Below are 16,942 nucleotides of genomic sequence, written 5' to 3'. Positions count from 1 at the left end.
GAAGCAAGACCTGGCGACGGCCTGATGAAACGGGTGGTCGAAGACGACGTACAGGCTGACGCAGACGACCGCCATCAGCAGGCTCGCGAAGCCTTCCGAGTCTTTCGCGCTGCTGCCCGTATATGCGGCCGATTCCCCCGCCCACACGGGGTCCCCCTGCGTATCAGCCGGCCTTCGTGCGCGCCGACAGTCCTCTCATCAGACGGGCGGCGCCGGCGGCGTAGGCGACGCCGAAGAGGAGCGCGGCGAGGAACGCCAGGTGCCGGGAGAATCCGTCGATGAGCGGGAAGACCTGCCAGTGGGTCAGGTAGATGTACAGGGAGCTGGTCGCTAGGAGGCCGGCCAGTTGGTTGAGGCGCTCGCGGCTGGGGACGGTGGGAACCCAGACCAGCAGCGCGAAGCCGGCCATGATGATCGCCTCGCGGCCGGGGTCTCCGGGGAAGAAGCCCGGCACGGTGGCCAGGGCCGTAGCGGTGACCAGGAGGCGCTGCCGCACGGTAGTGGCCTTCGCCGCTGCCCAGCCGAGGGCGAAGAGCCAGAAGACGGTGATGGCGTCAGGGATCTGCTCGTGGTCCGGCAGACCGACGAGGTCGTATCGGGTGAGTAGTCCCAGGCCGGCGAGGGCCAGGGGCAGGGCGTACGGGAAGCGGCGCTCCGCCCGGTCCACGACCGGGAGGCTGATGATCGCGACGGCGGCGATCAGGATGTAGACCAGGGCCTCGACGAACCAGAACTGCATCCCGGTCTGTAGGTCTTCCGGCCCGAAGACACTGTCGAGCAGGAAGAGGTTGGCGAGCGTGTAGTCGTCGTTGAGGAGCATGATCAGGCCGATCCAGGCCATGCTCGGCAGCGCGACGCGAGCGATGCTGGTCCCGACCCGGCGTATGCGTACGCGCCGTTCGGCGGCGGTGAGGTGGAAGCGGGCGAAGTTGTAGCCGGCGACGGCCAGCAGGATGTGCGCGCCGCCCTTGATGCCGAAGACATGGATGTGGGATCCGACGATGCAGAAGATCGCCAGGGCGCGGAGCGCGACGCTGGTCTCCAGCACCCGCTTGCGGGAGGAGGGAACCGGCTGTTCGGGCTGCCAGAGGTCCCGGATCGGTGTCGTGTGCCAGTTGGCCGGCAGGTGGCCGAGTCGCTCTTCGAGGTGGATCGACATCTCGACGTACGAGAGGGAGTCTCCGCCCAGGCTGACGAACGAGCTGTCGTCGGTCACCTCCGTGCGGTCGAGGATCCGCGCATAGAGCAGGCAGAGGCTTTCCGGGACGTCATCCGGGGCGGGCTCGGGGCCGGTGGCGGTATCAGGCGCGTGGCGGCTCAGTTCGCGGACAGCCCGGTAATCGGGCTTGCCCGTGGGCAGACGGGGGAGGTCCGGGAGGATGCGGACGCGGACCGCACGGGCCGGCAGACCGCATTCGTCGGCCACGAGCCTGCCTATCCTGCGGGCTTCGGAGTCGCGGGCGCCTACGGCCACGACCCGGAGGGCCTCGTCGTCACCGGCGCACAGGGCGGTGACGCCGTGCCGGGAGAGCATCGCCTCGACCTGCCCGGGGTCGATGCGCAGGCCGAGGATCTTCGCGAACCGGCTACTCCGGCCGACGATCTCGTACAGCCCATCGGAAGTGCGCCGCGCGATGTCGCCGGTGTGGAGTTCGTGCACGGTCCGGCCCAGCGCGAGGTCGCCGGGGGAACGGGCGTAGCCGAGCATGACGTTGGGGCCCGAGTAGACCAGTTCACCGGTGGTGTCATCACGGCGGTCGGGTAGTGGCTGAAGGCGGAAGGAGCCGCCGGGGATGGGGATTCCCGCCGCCTCGGGGCGGGTTTCCGCGAGGCGAGGCGGCAGGTAGGCCATGCGGGCCGTCGCCTCGGTCTGGCCGTACATGACGAAGAGCTTCCAGCCGGCGGCGCGGCCGAGTGCGGCGTACCGCCGGACCCGGTCGGGTGCCAGGCGGCCGCCGGCCTGGGTGACGTAGCGCAGGTGGGGCAGTGCCATGGCGGCGAAGCCGACCCGGTCGAGCAGGTCGAAGGTGTACGGAACCCCGGCGAATGCCGTCCCCCGCGCGGCCTTGAAGAGGTCCCAGAAGCAGGTGTCCGCGACCGAAAGGTCGGTCAGGATCAGCCCGGCGCCACGCAGCAGGTGGCTGTGGACGACGGACAGGCCGTAGCAGTAGTGCAGGGGCAGGGTGGTCGCGGCGCGGTCGGTGTCCCGGATGTCCAGGTACTGCGCGATGGACTCCGCGTTTGCCTGGAGGTTCTCGTGTGACAGCCGGACGAGCTTCGGCGATCCGGTCGAGCCCGAGGTGCTCAGCAGCAGGGCGAGGTCCGGGTGGAGCTCGTGCGCCGAGACCTCGCGCCGCTCGTCGAGCCGCCATTGCCCGCCCTCGGCATGGGCCACGACATCCGGGTCGTACGCGTCGATCAGCGACTGGACGGCTTCGGGATGGTCGCCCGGCACCAGGAGCACAGGGTGTCCGGCCGTGAGGGCGGCGAGGTGGACGACGAGGGCTTCGACGGTGTTGGCGCCGACCAGCAGAACCAGACGGCGTTCCCGGCCGAGACGCTGGGCCGTCTCGGCCACGCGTACGGCCAGCTCGGCGTAGCTGACCCGACCGTCGGCCGTGATGACGGCGGTCCGGTCGCCGTGGGCGGCGAGGCCGAGGGCGAACGGGACGGACGCGGTGCCTGGGAACAGGTCGGGAAGGACGGTCACGGGCGAATCTTAGGAAACCCTTACCTCGCCCGATAGTCACAGGAAAGTCACAGATGGCTCATGGAAGATCCACAGGAAAATAAGCGGTAGAGTCGGCTCCGCCGATGGATGAGTGCGGCCGGATTGTTGCGTGCGTCACCCTTGACCTTTAGGTTAGCTTTACCTTACTTATGGGGCGGTACCCGTTCTCCGCTGCCCTTGTAGGAAGGCTTCCCATGCGACGCCCCTTGGTCCGACGCTTGACCGCGCTCTTCGCGGCGGCACTCCTCCTCCCCGCCGTCGCGGCCTGCGGCGTCGACGAGGACGACGCGGGCCTTGTCATCTACTCGGGCCGCAACGAGAAGCTGGTCAAGCCGCTCCTCGACGAGCTGGAGAAGGCCGTCGGCACCACGGTCGCCGTCCGTTATGGCGAGAGCGCCGAACTCGCCGCCCAGATCCAGGAAGAGGGCGGCAAGACCAAGGCCGGCCTGTTCTTCTCCCAGGACGCCGGCGCCCTCGGGGCCCTGTCCAGCAAGGGCCTGCTGGACAAGCTGCCCCAGGAGTCGCTCGACAAGGTGGACCCGGCGTTCCGTGGCGGCGCGGGCGACTGGGTGGGCACCTCCGGACGCTCCCGCGTCCTCGCCTACGACCCCGACAAGGTCGCCAAGGCCCCGGACACCGTCCACGACCTGGTCAAGCCGGAGTGGAAGGGCAGGATCGGCTACGTCCCGACCAACGCCTCCTTCCAGGCCTTCGTCACCGGCATGCGCGTCCTGGAGGGCGACGACGCCACCCGCGCCTGGCTCAAGGGCCTGAAGGTCAACGAGCCGAAGGTGTACGACAACAACCTCAAGGTCCTCGACGCGGTCGGCAAGGGCGAGGTCTCCCTCGGACTGATCAACCACTACTACTGGTACGAGCGCGTCGCCGAGAAGGGTGAAGGCAAGGTCAAGGCGAAGATCCACTTCCTTTCCGGAGGAGACCCCGGCGCCCTCGTCAACGTCGCCGGTGTCGGTGTCATCAAGGGCAGCGACCAGACCCCGGCCGCGCAGAAGGCCGTTGACTTCCTGCTCTCGGAGAAGGCGCAGAAGTACTTCGCCGACGACACCAAGGAATACCCGCTGGCTGCTGGTGTGACCAGCTCGGTCAAGGGCCTGCCGCCGTTGTCGTCCCTCGAATCGCCCAAGATCGACCTGGGCAAGCTGGACTCGCTTCAGGAGACCCTGAAGCTGCTCCAGGAAGCCGGGATGGTCTGACCCGCATGCATTCAACGGATCCCGGCACGCAGACGGATCCGGCCGCCCGCCCGACCGGCGTCACCCCGCCGGCCGGGCGATCGCGTGCCGGGCGCCGTCCGCCCGCCGTCCTCCTGGTCCCGGCGACCGTCGCCGCGGTGTTCGCACTGCTGCCCCTCGGCTACCTCGCGGTCCGCTCGCTGGAGCGCGGCCCCGCCTTCGCCTGGGACGTCATCGCCAACGAACGCACCGCCCAATTGCTCGGCCGCAGCCTCGGACTTGCCGGCGTGGTCGTCTCGGCCTGCCTGATCATCGGCGTGTCACTGGCCTGGCTGACCGTACGCACCGATCTGCCCGGCGCCCGGGCCTGGTCGGTGCTGGTCACCCTGCCCCTGGCCGTGCCGAGCTACGTCGCCGCGTTCGCCTGGCTGTCCGCCTTCCCGGAGCTGGCCGGCTTCACGGGGGCGGCGCTCGCCCTCACGCTGGTGAGCTTCCCGTACGTCTACCTGCCCGTCACCGCCGCCCTGCGCGGCACCGACCCGGCGCAGGAGGAGGTCGCCCGCTCGCTGGGCCACGGCCCGCTCAAGACCTTCCTGCGGGTGACACTGCCGCAGTTGCGGCCTGCGGCTGCCGGGGGAGCCGTACTCGTCGCGCTGTACGTGCTCTCCGACTTCGGCGCCGTGTCCCTGATGCGGTACGACACGTTCACCCGCGGCATCTACACCTCATACCGGGCCAGCTTCGATCGCACCCCGGCGGCCGCCCTCAGTCTCGTACTCGTCGTGATGACGATCGCCCTGGTCGCCGCCGAGGCACGGACCCGCGGCCGGGCCGGCCACGCGCGAACGGGCGGCGGCACCGCGCGCCCCGCCGTCCCCGCACTGCTGGGCCACTGGCGGCTGCCCGCGCTGGCCTGGTGCGCGACGGTCACCGGCGTCGCCGTCCTCACCCCGCTGGCGACCCTCGGGTACTGGCTGGCCGTCGGGAACTCCGCGACCTGGGACCCGGCGACACTCTTCGACACGGCTGCCACCACCCTTGGCGTCGCCGCCGCGGGAGCCGCGCTCACCACCCTGCTCGCCCTGCCGGTCGGCGTCATCGCCGCACGGTACCGAGGCCGGACGGCCGGGCTGCTGGAGCAGTCGGCCTACGCCGGCCATGCGCTCCCGGGCATCACCGTCGCCCTGTCGCTGGTCTTCTTCGCGGTCCGCTACGCCGAGCCGATCTACCAGGAACTCCCGCTGCTGGTCTGCGCGTACGCCGTGCTCTTCCTGCCCGTCGCCGTCGCCGGGACCCGCGCCGCCGTGCTCCAGTCCCCGCCCGTCCTGGAGGACGTGGCCCGCTCGCTGGGCCGCTCCCCGCTGCGCGTGCTGCGCGAGGTGACCGTGCCGCTGGCCGCCCCCGGGGTCGCCGCCGGAGCCGCGCTCACCTTCGTCGTCTGCATGAAGGAACTCCCCGCCACCCTCCTGCTGCGCCCCACGGGAATGGACACCCTGGCCACCCGCCTCTGGACCGAGACCGGCACCGGATCCTTCGCCGCCGCCGCGCCCTACGCCGCCGCGCTGATCCTGCTGGCCGCCATCCCGTCCTACCTCCTCGGAAGGCACCGCACATGACCGATCTGCAGATCGCCGGACTGGCCAAGGCGTACGGTCCCGGTGCGGCGCCGGTCCTCGACGGCCTCGACCTCACCGTCCCCGGCGGCGCGCTGACCGCCGTCCTCGGCCCCTCCGGCTGCGGCAAGACCACGCTGCTGCGCATCATCGCGGGCTTCCTGCGCGCCGACGCGGGCACCGTCACCCTCGACGGACGTACGCTGACCGGCCCCGGAGTCCACCTCCCGCCCGAACGCCGCCGCATCGGCATCGTGCCCCAGGAGGGCGCGCTCTTCCCGCACTTGAGCGTGGCCCGCAACGTAGCCTTCGGCCTGACCGGCCTCGACCGGTCCGCCTGCCGATCTCGTACGCAGGAAATGCTCGAACTCGTCGGCCTCGCCGGCTACGGCGACCGCATGCCGCACGAGCTGTCCGGCGGCCAGCAGCAGCGCATCGCGCTGGCCCGGGCCCTGGCACCGAAGCCCGCCCTGGTCCTGCTCGACGAGCCGTTCAACGCCCTCGACGCCGCCCTGCGCACCGGCGTACGGGCCGACGTGCGCGCGGCCCTGCGCGCCACCGGGGCCACCGCCCTGCTCGTCACCCACGACCAGCAGGAAGCACTCTCCACGGCCGACCTCGTCGCGGTCGTCCGGGAGGGCCGCGTGGCCCAGTGCGCCACGCCGCACGAGGTGTACAGCCGTCCCGCGGACCCCTGGGTCGCCGCCTTCGTCGGTGACGCGGTCCTCGTCACCGGCACCGCGGACCGGGACACGGCGGCCACCGCGCTCGGCCGCATCCCCCTGGCGGACCCGCCCGGCGGGCTCCGCGAGGGCGTCGTACTGTTGCGGCCGGAGCAGCTCCGGCTGACCGACCCGGACGCGGCCGAAGCCAGTGGCACGGTGACCGACGTTCGCTTCTACGGCCACGACGCCATGGTCACCGTCGCCGTCGAAGGCATCGACGAGCCCATCGACGTCCGGGTCCCCAGCCCGGCCGCCGCCCGCCCCGGGGAGCGCACGGGCATCGAGGTGATGGGGGAGGCGACCCTGCACTCCGCTGCCGTGTGATGCGGCTCGCCGGGGCGCCAGACATCGGCGAAGTCCTGCGGGCGGTAGCGGTACTTGACCTTGTGGCCCTTGTCCGTGCCGGTGAGGGCCCATGGGCGCGGTCACCCGGTTCGAGTACGACCGCAACCGACTGCTGTCCCGGACCGATCCGCTGGGCCGCGTGAGCCGCCGCGTCTTCGACGAGCGGGGCCGCACGACCGTGGTGGAGCGCCCGGACGGACGGCAGGCGCGGGCCGAGTACAACGAGATCGGGCTCCCGACACGCACGGTCGGTACTGACGGCAACGCCAGGCGCCAGGAGTTCGACACCAACGGCATCCGGACGTCGGTCACGGAGCCGTCCGGAGCGACCACCCGGTTCAGCGAGCAGTCGTGGACATGCGACGGGGAGGGCAACTGCGTTGCCCACGTGGACGTTCTCGGCGGGGTCACGACCTTCGAGTATGCGGACTTCGATGTCCTGACGGCCCGCACGGGGCCGGACGGCTTCCGCTTCGCGTTCCGCTACGCGTTCCGCTACGACACCGACCCCCACCTCACCCAGGTCACCAACCCCCAGGGATTGACCTGGACTACGCGTACGACCCGGTCGGCCGGGTCACGGCCGAGACCGACTTCGGCGACCGGACGCTGACGTACGGAAGGGATGCGGCTGGGCGGCTCGTGTCCCGGACGGACGTGCTCGGCCAGACCATCCGCTACGGGCGGGACGAGCGGGACGAGCTGGACCGGGTCGTCCGCAAGGACGCCGCCGGCGCCGTGACGATCTTCGCGTACGACTCCGGCGATCAGCTCGCGGAAGCGGTCGGCCCGGATGCAACGCTCACGCGCTTGCGCGACCGGTACGGCCGCCTCAAGTCCGAGACGGTGAACGGCCGGACGACGGGGTGCGCGCACGACGAGCTCGGCCGTCGCACCGGCCGCACGACCCCGACGGGGGCGGTCAGCACCTGGACCTACGACGCGGTCGGCTCCCTCACCGCACTGACCGCGGCCGGCCTCCCCATCGCGTTCGCCTACGATGCGGCCGGCCGGGTGGCCGCCGTCCGGGCGGAGGGTTGGACCGAGAGGTACGCCTACGACGGAGCGGGCAACCAGACGGCCGCCTCCTGGCCCGCCACCCACCCGGGCCAGGACGCCGTGGGGCCACGTGAGTACTCCGGCACGACGATCACGCGCTTGCTGAAGATGACGTACAGGCTCACGCAGACGACCGCCATCAGGAGGATTGCGAAGGGGTAGCCGCCTGACGCTGCGCGAAGTCGAACCCGAGGACACCGCTGACCTCCTGGCCATCTACGGGGACCCCGAGGCCACCCGGCGCCTCGGCTTCGAGCCCCGCACCCGCGACCAGGCCCAGGGGATCGTCGACCGGTCCATCGCCTCCGCGAAGGACACCCCGCGAACCGAGTACTGCCTTGTCATCACCCCGCTCGGTGAACACAGGCTGATCGGCTACGCGCGCCTGGTGACCGAACCGCAGCCGGCGGCCGACATCGGCTTCGCCCTGAACCAGGGCCCAGTGGGGCAAGGGCCTCGGCACGGAGACCGTCCACCTGCTGTGCGAGCCCGGCTTCAAGGCCCTGGGGGTGCGCCACCCACTTGACCTCTCCTCCCCGCCGTCAACAAACCACCGCTATTCGGCACTGCCCGGATACGCCAAAGCCGCAGGCGCGATCGTTTCTGCGCCTGCGGCTCGCAGGGGGGCGCACGGCGGTGCGCCCCCCACGCCGGTCGGCAACCAGCCAGAAGAGGCCTGCCTACGCCCCTCCGCCCAGACCGGCACCGGGCTATGCTGCGAACAGAACGTCCCCGTTCCAGACCCTGACGGCGCGTTGCCTGCCAGATCTCGTGTCGTGGCCCGGACTCACGATCCGCCGGCCCCGGCGCATCCGAGGGCGTGGTTCGTCCCCATCCTGGAAAGCAGGTTGCCGGACCGGCCTTGCCCGCCGCGCGCACATCCGCACCGGGAAGTGACCGGAGGAGCCGGGGAGTCCGGCGCCGACCGGTCCTGCCCGGCTGGTCCCGAACCGAGGCGCCCCATCATGCGTGTCCCCGATCCGAACGCCCACAGGTACGACGAGAACGGCCGGGTGCTGATCGCTCCGGCCGGTGAGCTCGACATATGCACCGTCCACTCGCTGCGCGCGGCACTGGAGCGATGCCTGCACGACGGCGTCCGCACCGTCGACATCGACCTGTCCGCCGTCACCTTCTGCGACTGCAGTGGCCTGGGCGTCCTCCTCTCCGCGTGGTGGCGCATCACAGCGGCGGGAGGAACCCTGAGGCTGCACCACCCGCCGCCCGTACTGGTCCGGATCATCGACATCACCCGTTCAGGTTTCCTGCTCGGCGACCGTCCCGCCCCTGCGTTCCCCACCGCCCTGGGCGGTGTGCTGTGACGGACACGTCGCCGCTGGGGCGTTCTCAGAGGGGCCGCCGCGGGGTTCCGTACGGTCCCGACGACATGTCCGCGATCCGCCTGCGGCGGCTGAACCGATGGCAGGCCGAGGGACTGAAAGAGGACGTGGCGGACCTGTACGTGGAATCCTCCCACCCGTTGGCGGGTACGGCCCACAGCAGCCGGGAAGCCTTCCTGCACCGCCTCACGGGCGATGTCAGGCGACCCGGATTCGCCATGCTGGTCGCGGAGCGGGCCACCTTGCTCGGATGCGTCTTCGGCTTCCCCCTGCGGCGCGACGGCTCTTGGTGGAGGGGGTTTCTCGGGCCCCTTCCCCGTGACATCGAACAACTCACTGCCTCCGGACACGTCTTCGCCGTCACCGAAGTCGTGGTCGCCCCGCACGGACAGGCCCTCATCCTCGGCAGGCGGCTGCAGGAGCGGCTGCTGGACGACCATCGTGCGTCGCTCGGCGCCACCCTGGTGCCCGAGTCCGACGTCAGGGGCCTGGCGGCCTTCCGGTCCTGGGGATGGCGCGAGGTCGGCGAGGTCCACAGGCCGCCCGGCACAGCGCTGCACCGGGCGCTGGTGCTGCCCCTCGGGAGGGCGCCGGCAGCCGCGTCCGGCCAGGGGCTCCCCGCCGGCACCCGGCGGCCGGAGCGGTGACGGGTGGCCGGTTGGCCAGGATCCGGGTACTGGTGGCCGAGGAGGCGGCTCGGCGAGGCGAACGGATCGCGGTGGTGGACGTGTGCACGGCCGCGGTGGCCGCGCTTCCGATCGACGGAGCAGGGGTGTCGGCCATGTCCAAGGCCTCGGCCGGCCATCCCCTGTACGCCACCGACCCGGTGAGCGAGCGGGTCGAAGAACTTCAGCTCACGCTGGGCGAGGGCCCCGGTGTGGATGCCTTCGCCCTTGGGGCGGCCGTCCTGGCTCCCGATCTGCGGGCCTACGGGGAACGGCTCCGATGGCCCGTGTTCGCCCTGGAAGCCGTCACCGCCGGTGCGGTGGCGGTGTTCGCGTTCCCCTTGCGGATCGGTGGGATCAGTCCCGGAGTGCTGGACCTCTACTCCGAGGTGCCGGTCGAGCTGGACTCCGCAGAACTGGCCGATGCCATGGTGTTCGCCGACACCGCCACGCTCGTGCTCCTCGGTGCCCGGATCGACTCGGCGGATGGGCCGCTCGAGGAGCTCGGCGGCTACCGGGCCGAGGTCGACCAGGCCACCGGCATGCTCACCGTCCAGCTCGGTGTGGACATCGAGGAGGCGTTCGTCCGCCTGCGCGCCTACGCCTATGCCCACGGACGGCGGCTCGCCGAGGTGGCAGCCGACGTGGTGGCCCGCAGGCTGCGGTTCTCGCCGGACCGGGACGTGTACGAGGAACGGAGCGCCCCCGACGATGCCTGACAACAGAAGGTGTACACGATGAATGAGCAGCTCCTCGCCAAGGCATTCGTCGAACTTGCGGACAACTTGGTCGCGGACTTCGACCTGATCGACTTCCTCCGCATGCTGACCGACAGATGTGTCGGCATGCTCGATGTGAACGCGGCCGGCGTACTCCTCGCGGACCGCAATGGTGAACTCCGCGTGATGGCCGCCTCCGACGAGCGGGTGCGCCTGCTCGAACTGTTCCAGCTCCAGAACGACGAAGGCCCGTGCCTCGAGTGCTTCCACACCGGCGTACCCGTCACCATCCCGGACCTGAGCACGGAAGCCGCCCGCTGGCCGCGCTTCACCGCGCAGGCCCGCCACAGCGGGTACTCGGCGGTCCAGGCCCTGCCGATGCGCCTGCGGGACGAGGTCGTAGGAGCGCTGAACCTGTTCCGCACCCTCCCGGGGCCCTTCGATCCGGCGGCCACGCCCATCGCCCAGGCCCTGGCCGACGTTGCCACCATCAGCCTCCTGCAGCAGCGCTCCTCCCAGCAGAGCACAGTGCTCAACGAGCAGTTGCAGACCGCGCTGAGCAGCCGTGTGCTGATCGAGCAGGCCAAGGGCAAGCTCGCCGAACGCCAGGGCATCGGCATGGAGGAGGCCTTCACGGCACTTCGCAGCTACGCCCGCGCGCACAACCGGCGCCTGTCCGACCTGGCCGGCGCCTTCATCGACGGAACCGAGCCCCTCGCCGACCTGGTCACCTGACCGTCAGTGCGGTTCTTCGCGGTCGCGGTCGCGGCGGTCCTCACGGTTCCGGCGGCCACGGTGCTGTCGGGCATAGCGGCGGTCCCAGCGGTGCTGCTGGTCACGGTGGTCCCGGTAGTCGCCGTAGTCGTCGTAGCCGTGGTGGTCGTCGTAGCCGCGGCGGTCGCCCTGATGGCCCGAGCCGCCCCGCCGTCGGCGGCGCACGAGTGCGAAGAGCAGTACGGCAGTGGCCACCCACAGCAGGTGGTTGGAGTAGCCGAAGAGGATCAGGGCCACCAGGAGCACGAGAAGCACGACGGACACGAGCGGTCCCTTCCACAGCGGAACAGATCATCGCTGCCGGGGACCGGGGCTTCATCCAGCAGCGTAGTCCCCCGAGGCGCCCGGCGACAGTCGTCGGGCCCATTGACAGGCGACACCGCCCGGCGTTGACTGACGCAGACGGTGTTGGGCCGTACCATCCGGGAAAGCTCCGGAGCCAGGCCTTCCACCCTTCGCTTCGCCCGGACCCCGCGGAACGCAGGTAGCACCCCCCTGTGACCGCTGTGCAGGTCCCGGCCGTGCCCTTGCCGGACTCTTCTCCTCCTGCCGGCACCGACGCGACATAGAACGAGGAGAGTCGACGGGTATGCAGCACAACGACTTACGAGCCCGGAACAGCGGGGGGCCGCCATGTCCAGGTCCGTGATCATCATCGCGGCCCTCGTTGCCGCGGCCCTCGTCGCCGTGACGGCCGTCCTCTTGGCCACGCTCGGCCACCGCCGGATCGGGCGCGGTCTGAAACGGCGCTTCGGCCCCGAGTACGAACGCCTCGTGACCCGCCACGAAGGGGACACCAAGGCCGCGGACCGAGAACTCGGCGAACGCCTGAAGCGGCACGGTTCCGTCAGGGAACGGCCGCTTTCATCGGCTTCCCGGGAGCAGTACGCGGCCCAATGGGCCGTGATCCAGAAGCGGTTCGTCGACTCCCCGCAGGAGGCGGTCGCCGAGGCCGACGCGCTGTTGGCACGGCTGACGTCGGACCGGGGCTTTCCGGTCGGCGGGCCGTTCGAAGAGCAGCTCGCCGCGCTCTCCGTCCACCACGCGAAGCACGTCGACGGCTATCGCGGCCTGCACGGGGCCGTCCACGGCCGAGGCAGCACGGAGCAGAGCCGCAGGGCCATGACCGGGGCCCGGGACCTCTTCGACGCCTTGGTCGCACAGCATCCGGCCGACTCGGGCCGGCACCGTCCGCAGCGTCCCCACGCCGAGGGAAGTAGCACGCGATGACCTACGACCAGGAACGCGCACGGCAATCCCCGGTCCGGAGCCCGCTCCCCCCTCGCGGGGGCCCGGCTCCTCTTACGGTGCCCGTCGAGGGTTCGACCGAGGCCCGCACGGACACCCCGGTCCCCGTGTCACTGCTCGCGCAGAGCGACCGGGACAGGCTGACCCTGCACCTCCAACACGCCCTCGGCACCTTCGTCCAGAGCCCGCGCGAGGCGGTCGAGGAAGCCGACAGAGCCTTGGCCGACGCCACCACCCGCGTGACGGCCGCGCTCGTGGAGCGGCGGCGCGCCATCGGCTCCACCCACCGGGACCGCGGCACCGAAGCCGAGACGGAAGACCTGCGGCTCGCCATGCGCCAGTACCGGGAGATCACCTTGCGGCTGCTGCGCATGTGAGCGTCCCTGTTCCGATCGGCCCCTGACAGCCGGCGGGGACGGCCCGTCCTCCCCGATGAGCTGACCCGCCGGCCTCTCGCCGTCACCGTACGAACGAAGCGTGGGGTCCCGTTCCCGTGAGGAGTGGCAGCCCCCAAGGGCCGCGCTGCAGCAGGAGGTGGTGTGTGCCTGGATGCCAATGGCCACGCGGCTCGCCCCTCTGCTCCAGCGCGTAGCCGTCAGCCTCACCGGCAAGCATCAGCAACAGCTCCTGCACGCCGGGGGCTTGCCCGATCAGCATCAGCGTCGTTCGTGGTGGGCCGGCAGCGGCCAGGCAGGGCCGCAGGACGACCGGGCGCCGGGAGTTGCCTGACGTCATGGCGTCGCCGGGCGCTGGTGCCCCACCTCGCGCGCGAGGTCCAGCCCGAGGATCCGGTCGAGGAAGGCGAACGTTTCGAATTTGGCACCGGCCGGCACATCGGCGCGCCCGGCCACGCTGCGCAGCACGTCCAGGACGACTGGGACGCCGAGGTCGTCGGCGAGCGCGGCTTGGGCCTGTCGCAGCGCGTCGGCGGGGATCGATCTGGAGGGCTCCTGCGCCCAGTCGGCCACCTGCTGCCGCCAGCGCCGCAGCGTCCGCCGGGCCTCGGTGAGCCCGGAGTCGGCGACCGTGACCGGCGTGCGGTGGGCGTGCCCGAGCAACAGCAGCCTTACGGCCAGCGGATCGGTCCCCGCCAGGGCGAACTCGTCCAGAAGACCCAGGGCGGGGAGAGCGGCTCCGTCCGGGATGTCTCCGTCCTGTGGTGCCGGGCTGACCCGGCCCACGTCGACCCGGACTCCGCCGACCTCGTCCTGAGTGGCAGCGCCGTACGCGAGAAGGTGCACGTCGGCAGCGGCGCAGAGCGTCTCGGTCACCTGGTGTGCACCGACGGTGGCGGGCGGGTGGATGCCGAGAACGGCCATGGCGCGATCGAGCGCCTGGCCTTGCTCATGCGGCAGGTCCGGTGTGACGAGGACCGTGAGGGCCTGCAGACCACGCAGCTCCGCGGTACGTGCCAGCACGTCACCGACCAGGGGTGCCCGCAGGTCCACCGCGCCGACCCGGGCGCCGATGGCCGACAGGTGGACACAGATGCGGAGCAGGTGGCGGCGTCCGGAAGGAATCTCCACGAAGCGGCCGGTCCGGATGTCGGCAATGCGCAGCATGATGCGAAGGCTAGTCCTGAAGACCTCCGGTACCGGGGAGGACCTGAGCAGAACGTCGACGTGCCGCCGTGCCGGCCTGAGGGAGGCTCAGCAGCGGACGGGGCTCACCACCAGGCGCCTGCGGACAGCGGGCCGACCGGCAGCCTGGCGAGGGAGCCGATGTCGGATGCGCGCGCCCCGCCTTCGCTCTCCCAGGCGTCTTCGCGGTTCCGGAGGTCGGGAAGTCGGCCGATGACTCCTTCGGCGGCGATCAGCGCGCGGCAGGTCAGGACGCTGCCGGGGACGGCGGCGGCAGCCATCAGGCGGGCCGCGGCGGCGGGGGCGGTCTGGGGCGGGACGACGAGGAGGTCCCAGCGGCCGACCGTGTAGGAGAACAGGATCAGCTTGTCGGGGTCCTGTTCGGTGAACCAGCCCACGTGCAGGGTGTGTCCGGCGACGGGCACCTTGTGCGGGATGACGGGCCAGCGGGTGGGGTTAACGGTGACGCGGGTGATGCGCCCCCAGGGCTCTGCCAAGGCGGCGACGAGAACGGGGAGTTCGGCTGCGAGGTCACGGGAGCGGGGCCACCAGGCGCCGTCCAGCTGCCCGGAGAGGGTGGTCTTCGGCGTGAGCACGAGGCGAGCGGGGCGAGGAGGCGCGGCAGCGGGAGGCGCGGGTGCCGCGGCAGGCGTGGTGCGTTCCAGGATGACGGTCATGGTGGAGACCTGTCCCCGGGCCGCCCGCAGTTCGACGGCCCAGCGTATTGATCGCCGGAAATGACACCTGAGTTGCATCCGATGCGCGAAATACTCCCGGTAGCTCCATTCTACTCCGGTACGGAGATCGAAAGGGGTTCTGATCAGGTACTTCCGCTGAGGCGGAGCGTTTACGCCCCGGCCGTCTGCGCGACCGACGTGGTCAGCGCGCAGTTGACGTCGACCACGCCTTCCACGGCGCGCGCGAGACGTGCTGCCACCGGAATGAGCGATGCGTCGAGGATGCCGCCGGAGAGGGTGACCACGCCGTGGTGGACGTCGACCCGCACCCTGTGCTGTGCAAGGGGGAACAGTCGGCCGACCACCTCGCGCCGTACCTCGTCCGCGAGTTCACTGTCCGGGCGCAGGAACACCCTGAGCAGGTCGGTGCGGCTGACGATGCCCTGGAGGGTGCCGGCCGGGTCGACGACCAGGAGTCGTTTGATGTTCCGTTCCGCCATGAGCCGCGCCGCCTGGGCCAGGGTGGTGTCGGGCCGAACGGTGACGGCGGGGGTCGTCATCAGGTCCTTGGCGAGGGTCGAGCCGGCCTTCAGCGTGTCACCGAGCCGCCGCATCTGCTCGATGAGACCGGGGTCGTGATCGCGGAACTCCTCTTTCGGAAGCAGGTCGGCTTCCGAGACCACACCGATGACCCTGGCCGCGCCCTCGCCCTCGCCCTCGCCTTCGCCCTCGCCTTCGATGACCGGTACTGCCGTCACTCGCCACTGCTTCATGACGGCGACGATCTCCTTGAACTCGGCGAGGGGGGTGACGCTGACGACGGTTCTCGTCATCACGTCGCGGACGAGACGTGGACTGGAGGTCATGGAGTGGTGGTCCTCAATGAGAAGGCGAAGGGTTCCCGGGGCCGTCCCGGAGATCGGTGGCGTCCCCCGGTGAAGGAGACCCCGCCATCCACCATCACACGTCCACGCCACGGGCCGGAGGGGCCTGTCGGGCCCCGGTGCGGGACCGTCCGGCCCTGTCCGGGAACCGGGCGGCGGGGAGAGCCTGAGGTGACCTTTGCCGGAGCACGGGAGACATGGAGAGGTGGCGTCATGAAGGCACTCGTCTTCCAGGGACCGGGAAGCACCGTGTGGCAGGAGGTGCCGGATCCGGCGATCAAGGATCCCGCCGACGTGATCGTGCGCGTCGACGCCGTGACGATCTGCGGTACGGACCTGCATATCGTCAAGGGTGATCTGCCGGAGGTGACTCCAGGCCGTGTGCTCGGTCACGAGGCCGTGGGCACGGTGGTGGAGTGCGGAGGTGATGTCCGCTCGGTGCGCCCCGGCGACCGGGTCCTGGTCTCTTGCATCTCCTCGTGCGGCCGGTGCCGGTTCTGCCGTGAGAGCCGCTACGGGCAGTGCCGCGGGGGCGGTGGCTGGGTGCTCGGGCACACCATCGACGGCACGCAGGCCGAGTACGTCCGCGTGCCGTTCGCCGACCTTTCCGTGCATCCGCTGCCGAGCACGGTCGACAGCGCCGATGCCGTCCTGCTCGCGGACATCTTCCCCACCTCCTACGAGGTGGGGGTGCTGAACGGCGACGTCCGGCCCGGGGACACCGTCGTCGTGGTCGGCGCCGGCCCCGTAGGTCTCGCGGCCATCGCCACGGCACGGTTGTACTCGCCGGCCCGCGTCATCGCCGTCGATCTCGCGCCGTCCCGGCTGGCGAAGGCGCGCGAGCTGGGGGCGGACGCGGTCGTGAACGCCGCCGAGGAACCGGAAATGCTCGTGGGTGACCTGACCGACGGTCTCGGCGCGGACGTGGTCATGGAGGCCGTCGGCGTGCCCGAGACCTTCGAGATGTGCACCCGGATGGTCCGCCCCGGCGGCCGGGTCGCGAACATCGGCGTCCACGGCAAGCCCGCGACCCTGCACCTCGAAGACCTGTGGATCAAGGACGTCACCATCACCACCGGGCTCGTGGACACCAGCTCCACACCGATGCTGCTGCGCATGCTGGCGGCGGGCCGCCTGCCGACCTCCTCGCTCATCAGCCATCGTTTCGAGCTGGGGCAGATGGAAGAGGCGTACGAGGTGTTCTCCCGCGCCGGCGAGACGGGCGCGCTGAAGGTCGTGCTGGGCGGGCCGCGCCACGACGACCTGGCGGTATCGAACCCGTCGCGCGTCCAGAAGGCGTGATGGCCCAGGTGCTGACGCTGGGGCCGGTCGGCCCCCTCCTCTGTCCCTGTCGGCCCTGCCAAGCGATCTTCCCACCGGGTGATTCTG

The 16,942-nt window shown here is 71.0% G+C and carries 18 protein-coding genes; 13 read left to right on the top strand and 5 right to left on the bottom strand.

The genetic code is table 11. The annotated features are described in order from the left end of the window. Window positions 1–163 precede the first annotated feature (163 nt). Window positions 164–2,710, bottom strand: a complete 2,547-nt coding sequence (locus AC3IX6_RS06850) for an AMP-binding protein (protein WP_489369339.1) — start codon at window positions 2,708–2,710, stop codon at window positions 164–166. 215 nt (window positions 2,711–2,925) lie between these two features. Here AC3IX6_RS06850 and AC3IX6_RS06845 point away from each other — a divergent pair, with 215 nt between their 5' ends. From AC3IX6_RS06845 to AC3IX6_RS06800, 10 genes are all read left to right on the top strand, one after another. Then, complete coding sequence (locus tag AC3IX6_RS06845; RefSeq protein ID WP_489369338.1) at window positions 2,926–3,945, top strand: iron ABC transporter substrate-binding protein; 1,020 nt, start codon at window positions 2,926–2,928, stop codon at window positions 3,943–3,945. 5 nt (window positions 3,946–3,950) lie between these two features. Beyond that, window positions 3,951–5,540 (top strand): ABC transporter permease, encoded by a 1,590-nt coding sequence (locus AC3IX6_RS06840; protein ID WP_489369337.1) that lies wholly within the window; start codon window positions 3,951–3,953, stop codon window positions 5,538–5,540. Further along, window positions 5,537–6,586: an ABC transporter ATP-binding protein gene (locus AC3IX6_RS06835; RefSeq protein ID WP_489369336.1), complete on the top strand. Its 1,050-nt coding sequence runs from the start codon at window positions 5,537–5,539 to the stop codon at window positions 6,584–6,586. The genes AC3IX6_RS06840 and AC3IX6_RS06835 overlap by 4 nt, the downstream gene beginning before the upstream one ends. A gap of 91 nt (window positions 6,587–6,677) precedes the next feature. Beyond that, the gene (locus tag AC3IX6_RS06830) at window positions 6,678–7,220 is read left to right on the top strand and encodes a hypothetical protein (protein ID WP_489369335.1); all 543 of its coding nucleotides are present in this window, start codon (window positions 6,678–6,680) and stop codon (window positions 7,218–7,220) included. 29 nt (window positions 7,221–7,249) lie between these two features. Then, window positions 7,250–7,828, top strand: coding sequence for a hypothetical protein (locus AC3IX6_RS06825; protein WP_489369334.1), 579 nt, complete (start codon window positions 7,250–7,252; stop codon window positions 7,826–7,828). Further along, on the top strand, window positions 7,815–8,192 hold the full coding sequence (locus tag AC3IX6_RS06820) for a GNAT family N-acetyltransferase (RefSeq protein ID WP_489369333.1): 378 nt from the start codon (window positions 7,815–7,817) through the stop codon (window positions 8,190–8,192). Before AC3IX6_RS06825 ends, AC3IX6_RS06820 begins: the two co-directional genes overlap by 14 nt. A gap of 439 nt (window positions 8,193–8,631) precedes the next feature. Beyond that, window positions 8,632–8,988, top strand: a complete 357-nt coding sequence (locus tag AC3IX6_RS06815; RefSeq protein ID WP_489369332.1) for an STAS domain-containing protein — start codon at window positions 8,632–8,634, stop codon at window positions 8,986–8,988. 65 nt (window positions 8,989–9,053) lie between these two features. Further along, window positions 9,054–9,653, top strand: coding sequence for a hypothetical protein (locus tag AC3IX6_RS06810; RefSeq protein WP_489369331.1), 600 nt, complete (start codon window positions 9,054–9,056; stop codon window positions 9,651–9,653). A gap of 11 nt (window positions 9,654–9,664) precedes the next feature. Continuing rightward, the gene (locus AC3IX6_RS06805; protein WP_489369330.1) at window positions 9,665–10,390 is read left to right on the top strand and encodes a GAF and ANTAR domain-containing protein; all 726 of its coding nucleotides are present in this window, start codon (window positions 9,665–9,667) and stop codon (window positions 10,388–10,390) included. Window positions 10,391–10,408: 18 nt separating this feature from the next. Beyond that, a complete protein-coding gene (locus AC3IX6_RS06800; RefSeq protein WP_489369329.1) occupies window positions 10,409–11,125 on the top strand; it encodes a GAF and ANTAR domain-containing protein in 717 nt (238 codons plus the stop codon). A 3-nt stretch (window positions 11,126–11,128) separates the two neighbouring features. Here AC3IX6_RS06800 and AC3IX6_RS06795 read toward each other — a convergent pair whose 3' ends face one another. Beyond that, the gene (locus AC3IX6_RS06795; RefSeq protein WP_489369328.1) at window positions 11,129–11,428 is read right to left on the bottom strand and encodes a hypothetical protein; all 300 of its coding nucleotides are present in this window, start codon (window positions 11,426–11,428) and stop codon (window positions 11,129–11,131) included. 369 nt (window positions 11,429–11,797) lie between these two features. On the opposite strand from AC3IX6_RS06795, the gene AC3IX6_RS06790 reads away from it, so the two are divergent. Both AC3IX6_RS06790 and AC3IX6_RS06785 read left to right on the top strand, forming a co-directional pair. Further along, the gene (locus tag AC3IX6_RS06790) at window positions 11,798–12,394 is read left to right on the top strand and encodes a hypothetical protein (RefSeq protein ID WP_489369327.1); all 597 of its coding nucleotides are present in this window, start codon (window positions 11,798–11,800) and stop codon (window positions 12,392–12,394) included. A 77-nt stretch (window positions 12,395–12,471) separates the two neighbouring features. After that, window positions 12,472–12,789 (top strand): hypothetical protein, encoded by a 318-nt coding sequence (locus AC3IX6_RS06785; RefSeq protein ID WP_489369326.1) that lies wholly within the window; start codon window positions 12,472–12,474, stop codon window positions 12,787–12,789. A 354-nt stretch (window positions 12,790–13,143) separates the two neighbouring features. Here the strand turns inward: AC3IX6_RS06785 and AC3IX6_RS06780 are convergent, their stop codons facing one another. From AC3IX6_RS06780 to AC3IX6_RS06770, 3 genes are all read right to left on the bottom strand, one after another. After that, window positions 13,144–13,974 (bottom strand): hypothetical protein, encoded by an 831-nt coding sequence (locus AC3IX6_RS06780; protein ID WP_489369325.1) that lies wholly within the window; start codon window positions 13,972–13,974, stop codon window positions 13,144–13,146. 104 nt (window positions 13,975–14,078) lie between these two features. Beyond that, window positions 14,079–14,669 (bottom strand): DUF5994 family protein, encoded by a 591-nt coding sequence (locus AC3IX6_RS06775; RefSeq protein WP_489369324.1) that lies wholly within the window; start codon window positions 14,667–14,669, stop codon window positions 14,079–14,081. Between the two features lie 170 nt (window positions 14,670–14,839). Next, window positions 14,840–15,535 (bottom strand): CBS domain-containing protein, encoded by a 696-nt coding sequence (locus AC3IX6_RS06770; protein WP_489369323.1) that lies wholly within the window; start codon window positions 15,533–15,535, stop codon window positions 14,840–14,842. 231 nt (window positions 15,536–15,766) lie between these two features. Here AC3IX6_RS06770 and AC3IX6_RS06765 point away from each other — a divergent pair, with 231 nt between their 5' ends. Continuing rightward, window positions 15,767–16,855, top strand: coding sequence for a zinc-dependent alcohol dehydrogenase family protein (locus AC3IX6_RS06765; RefSeq protein WP_489369322.1), 1,089 nt, complete (start codon window positions 15,767–15,769; stop codon window positions 16,853–16,855). Window positions 16,856–16,942: the final 87 nt, after the last annotated feature.

Source organism: Streptomyces sp. GL_141, from assembly GCF_057834385.1.
This window is presented reverse-complemented; position numbering and strand designations above follow the sequence as displayed.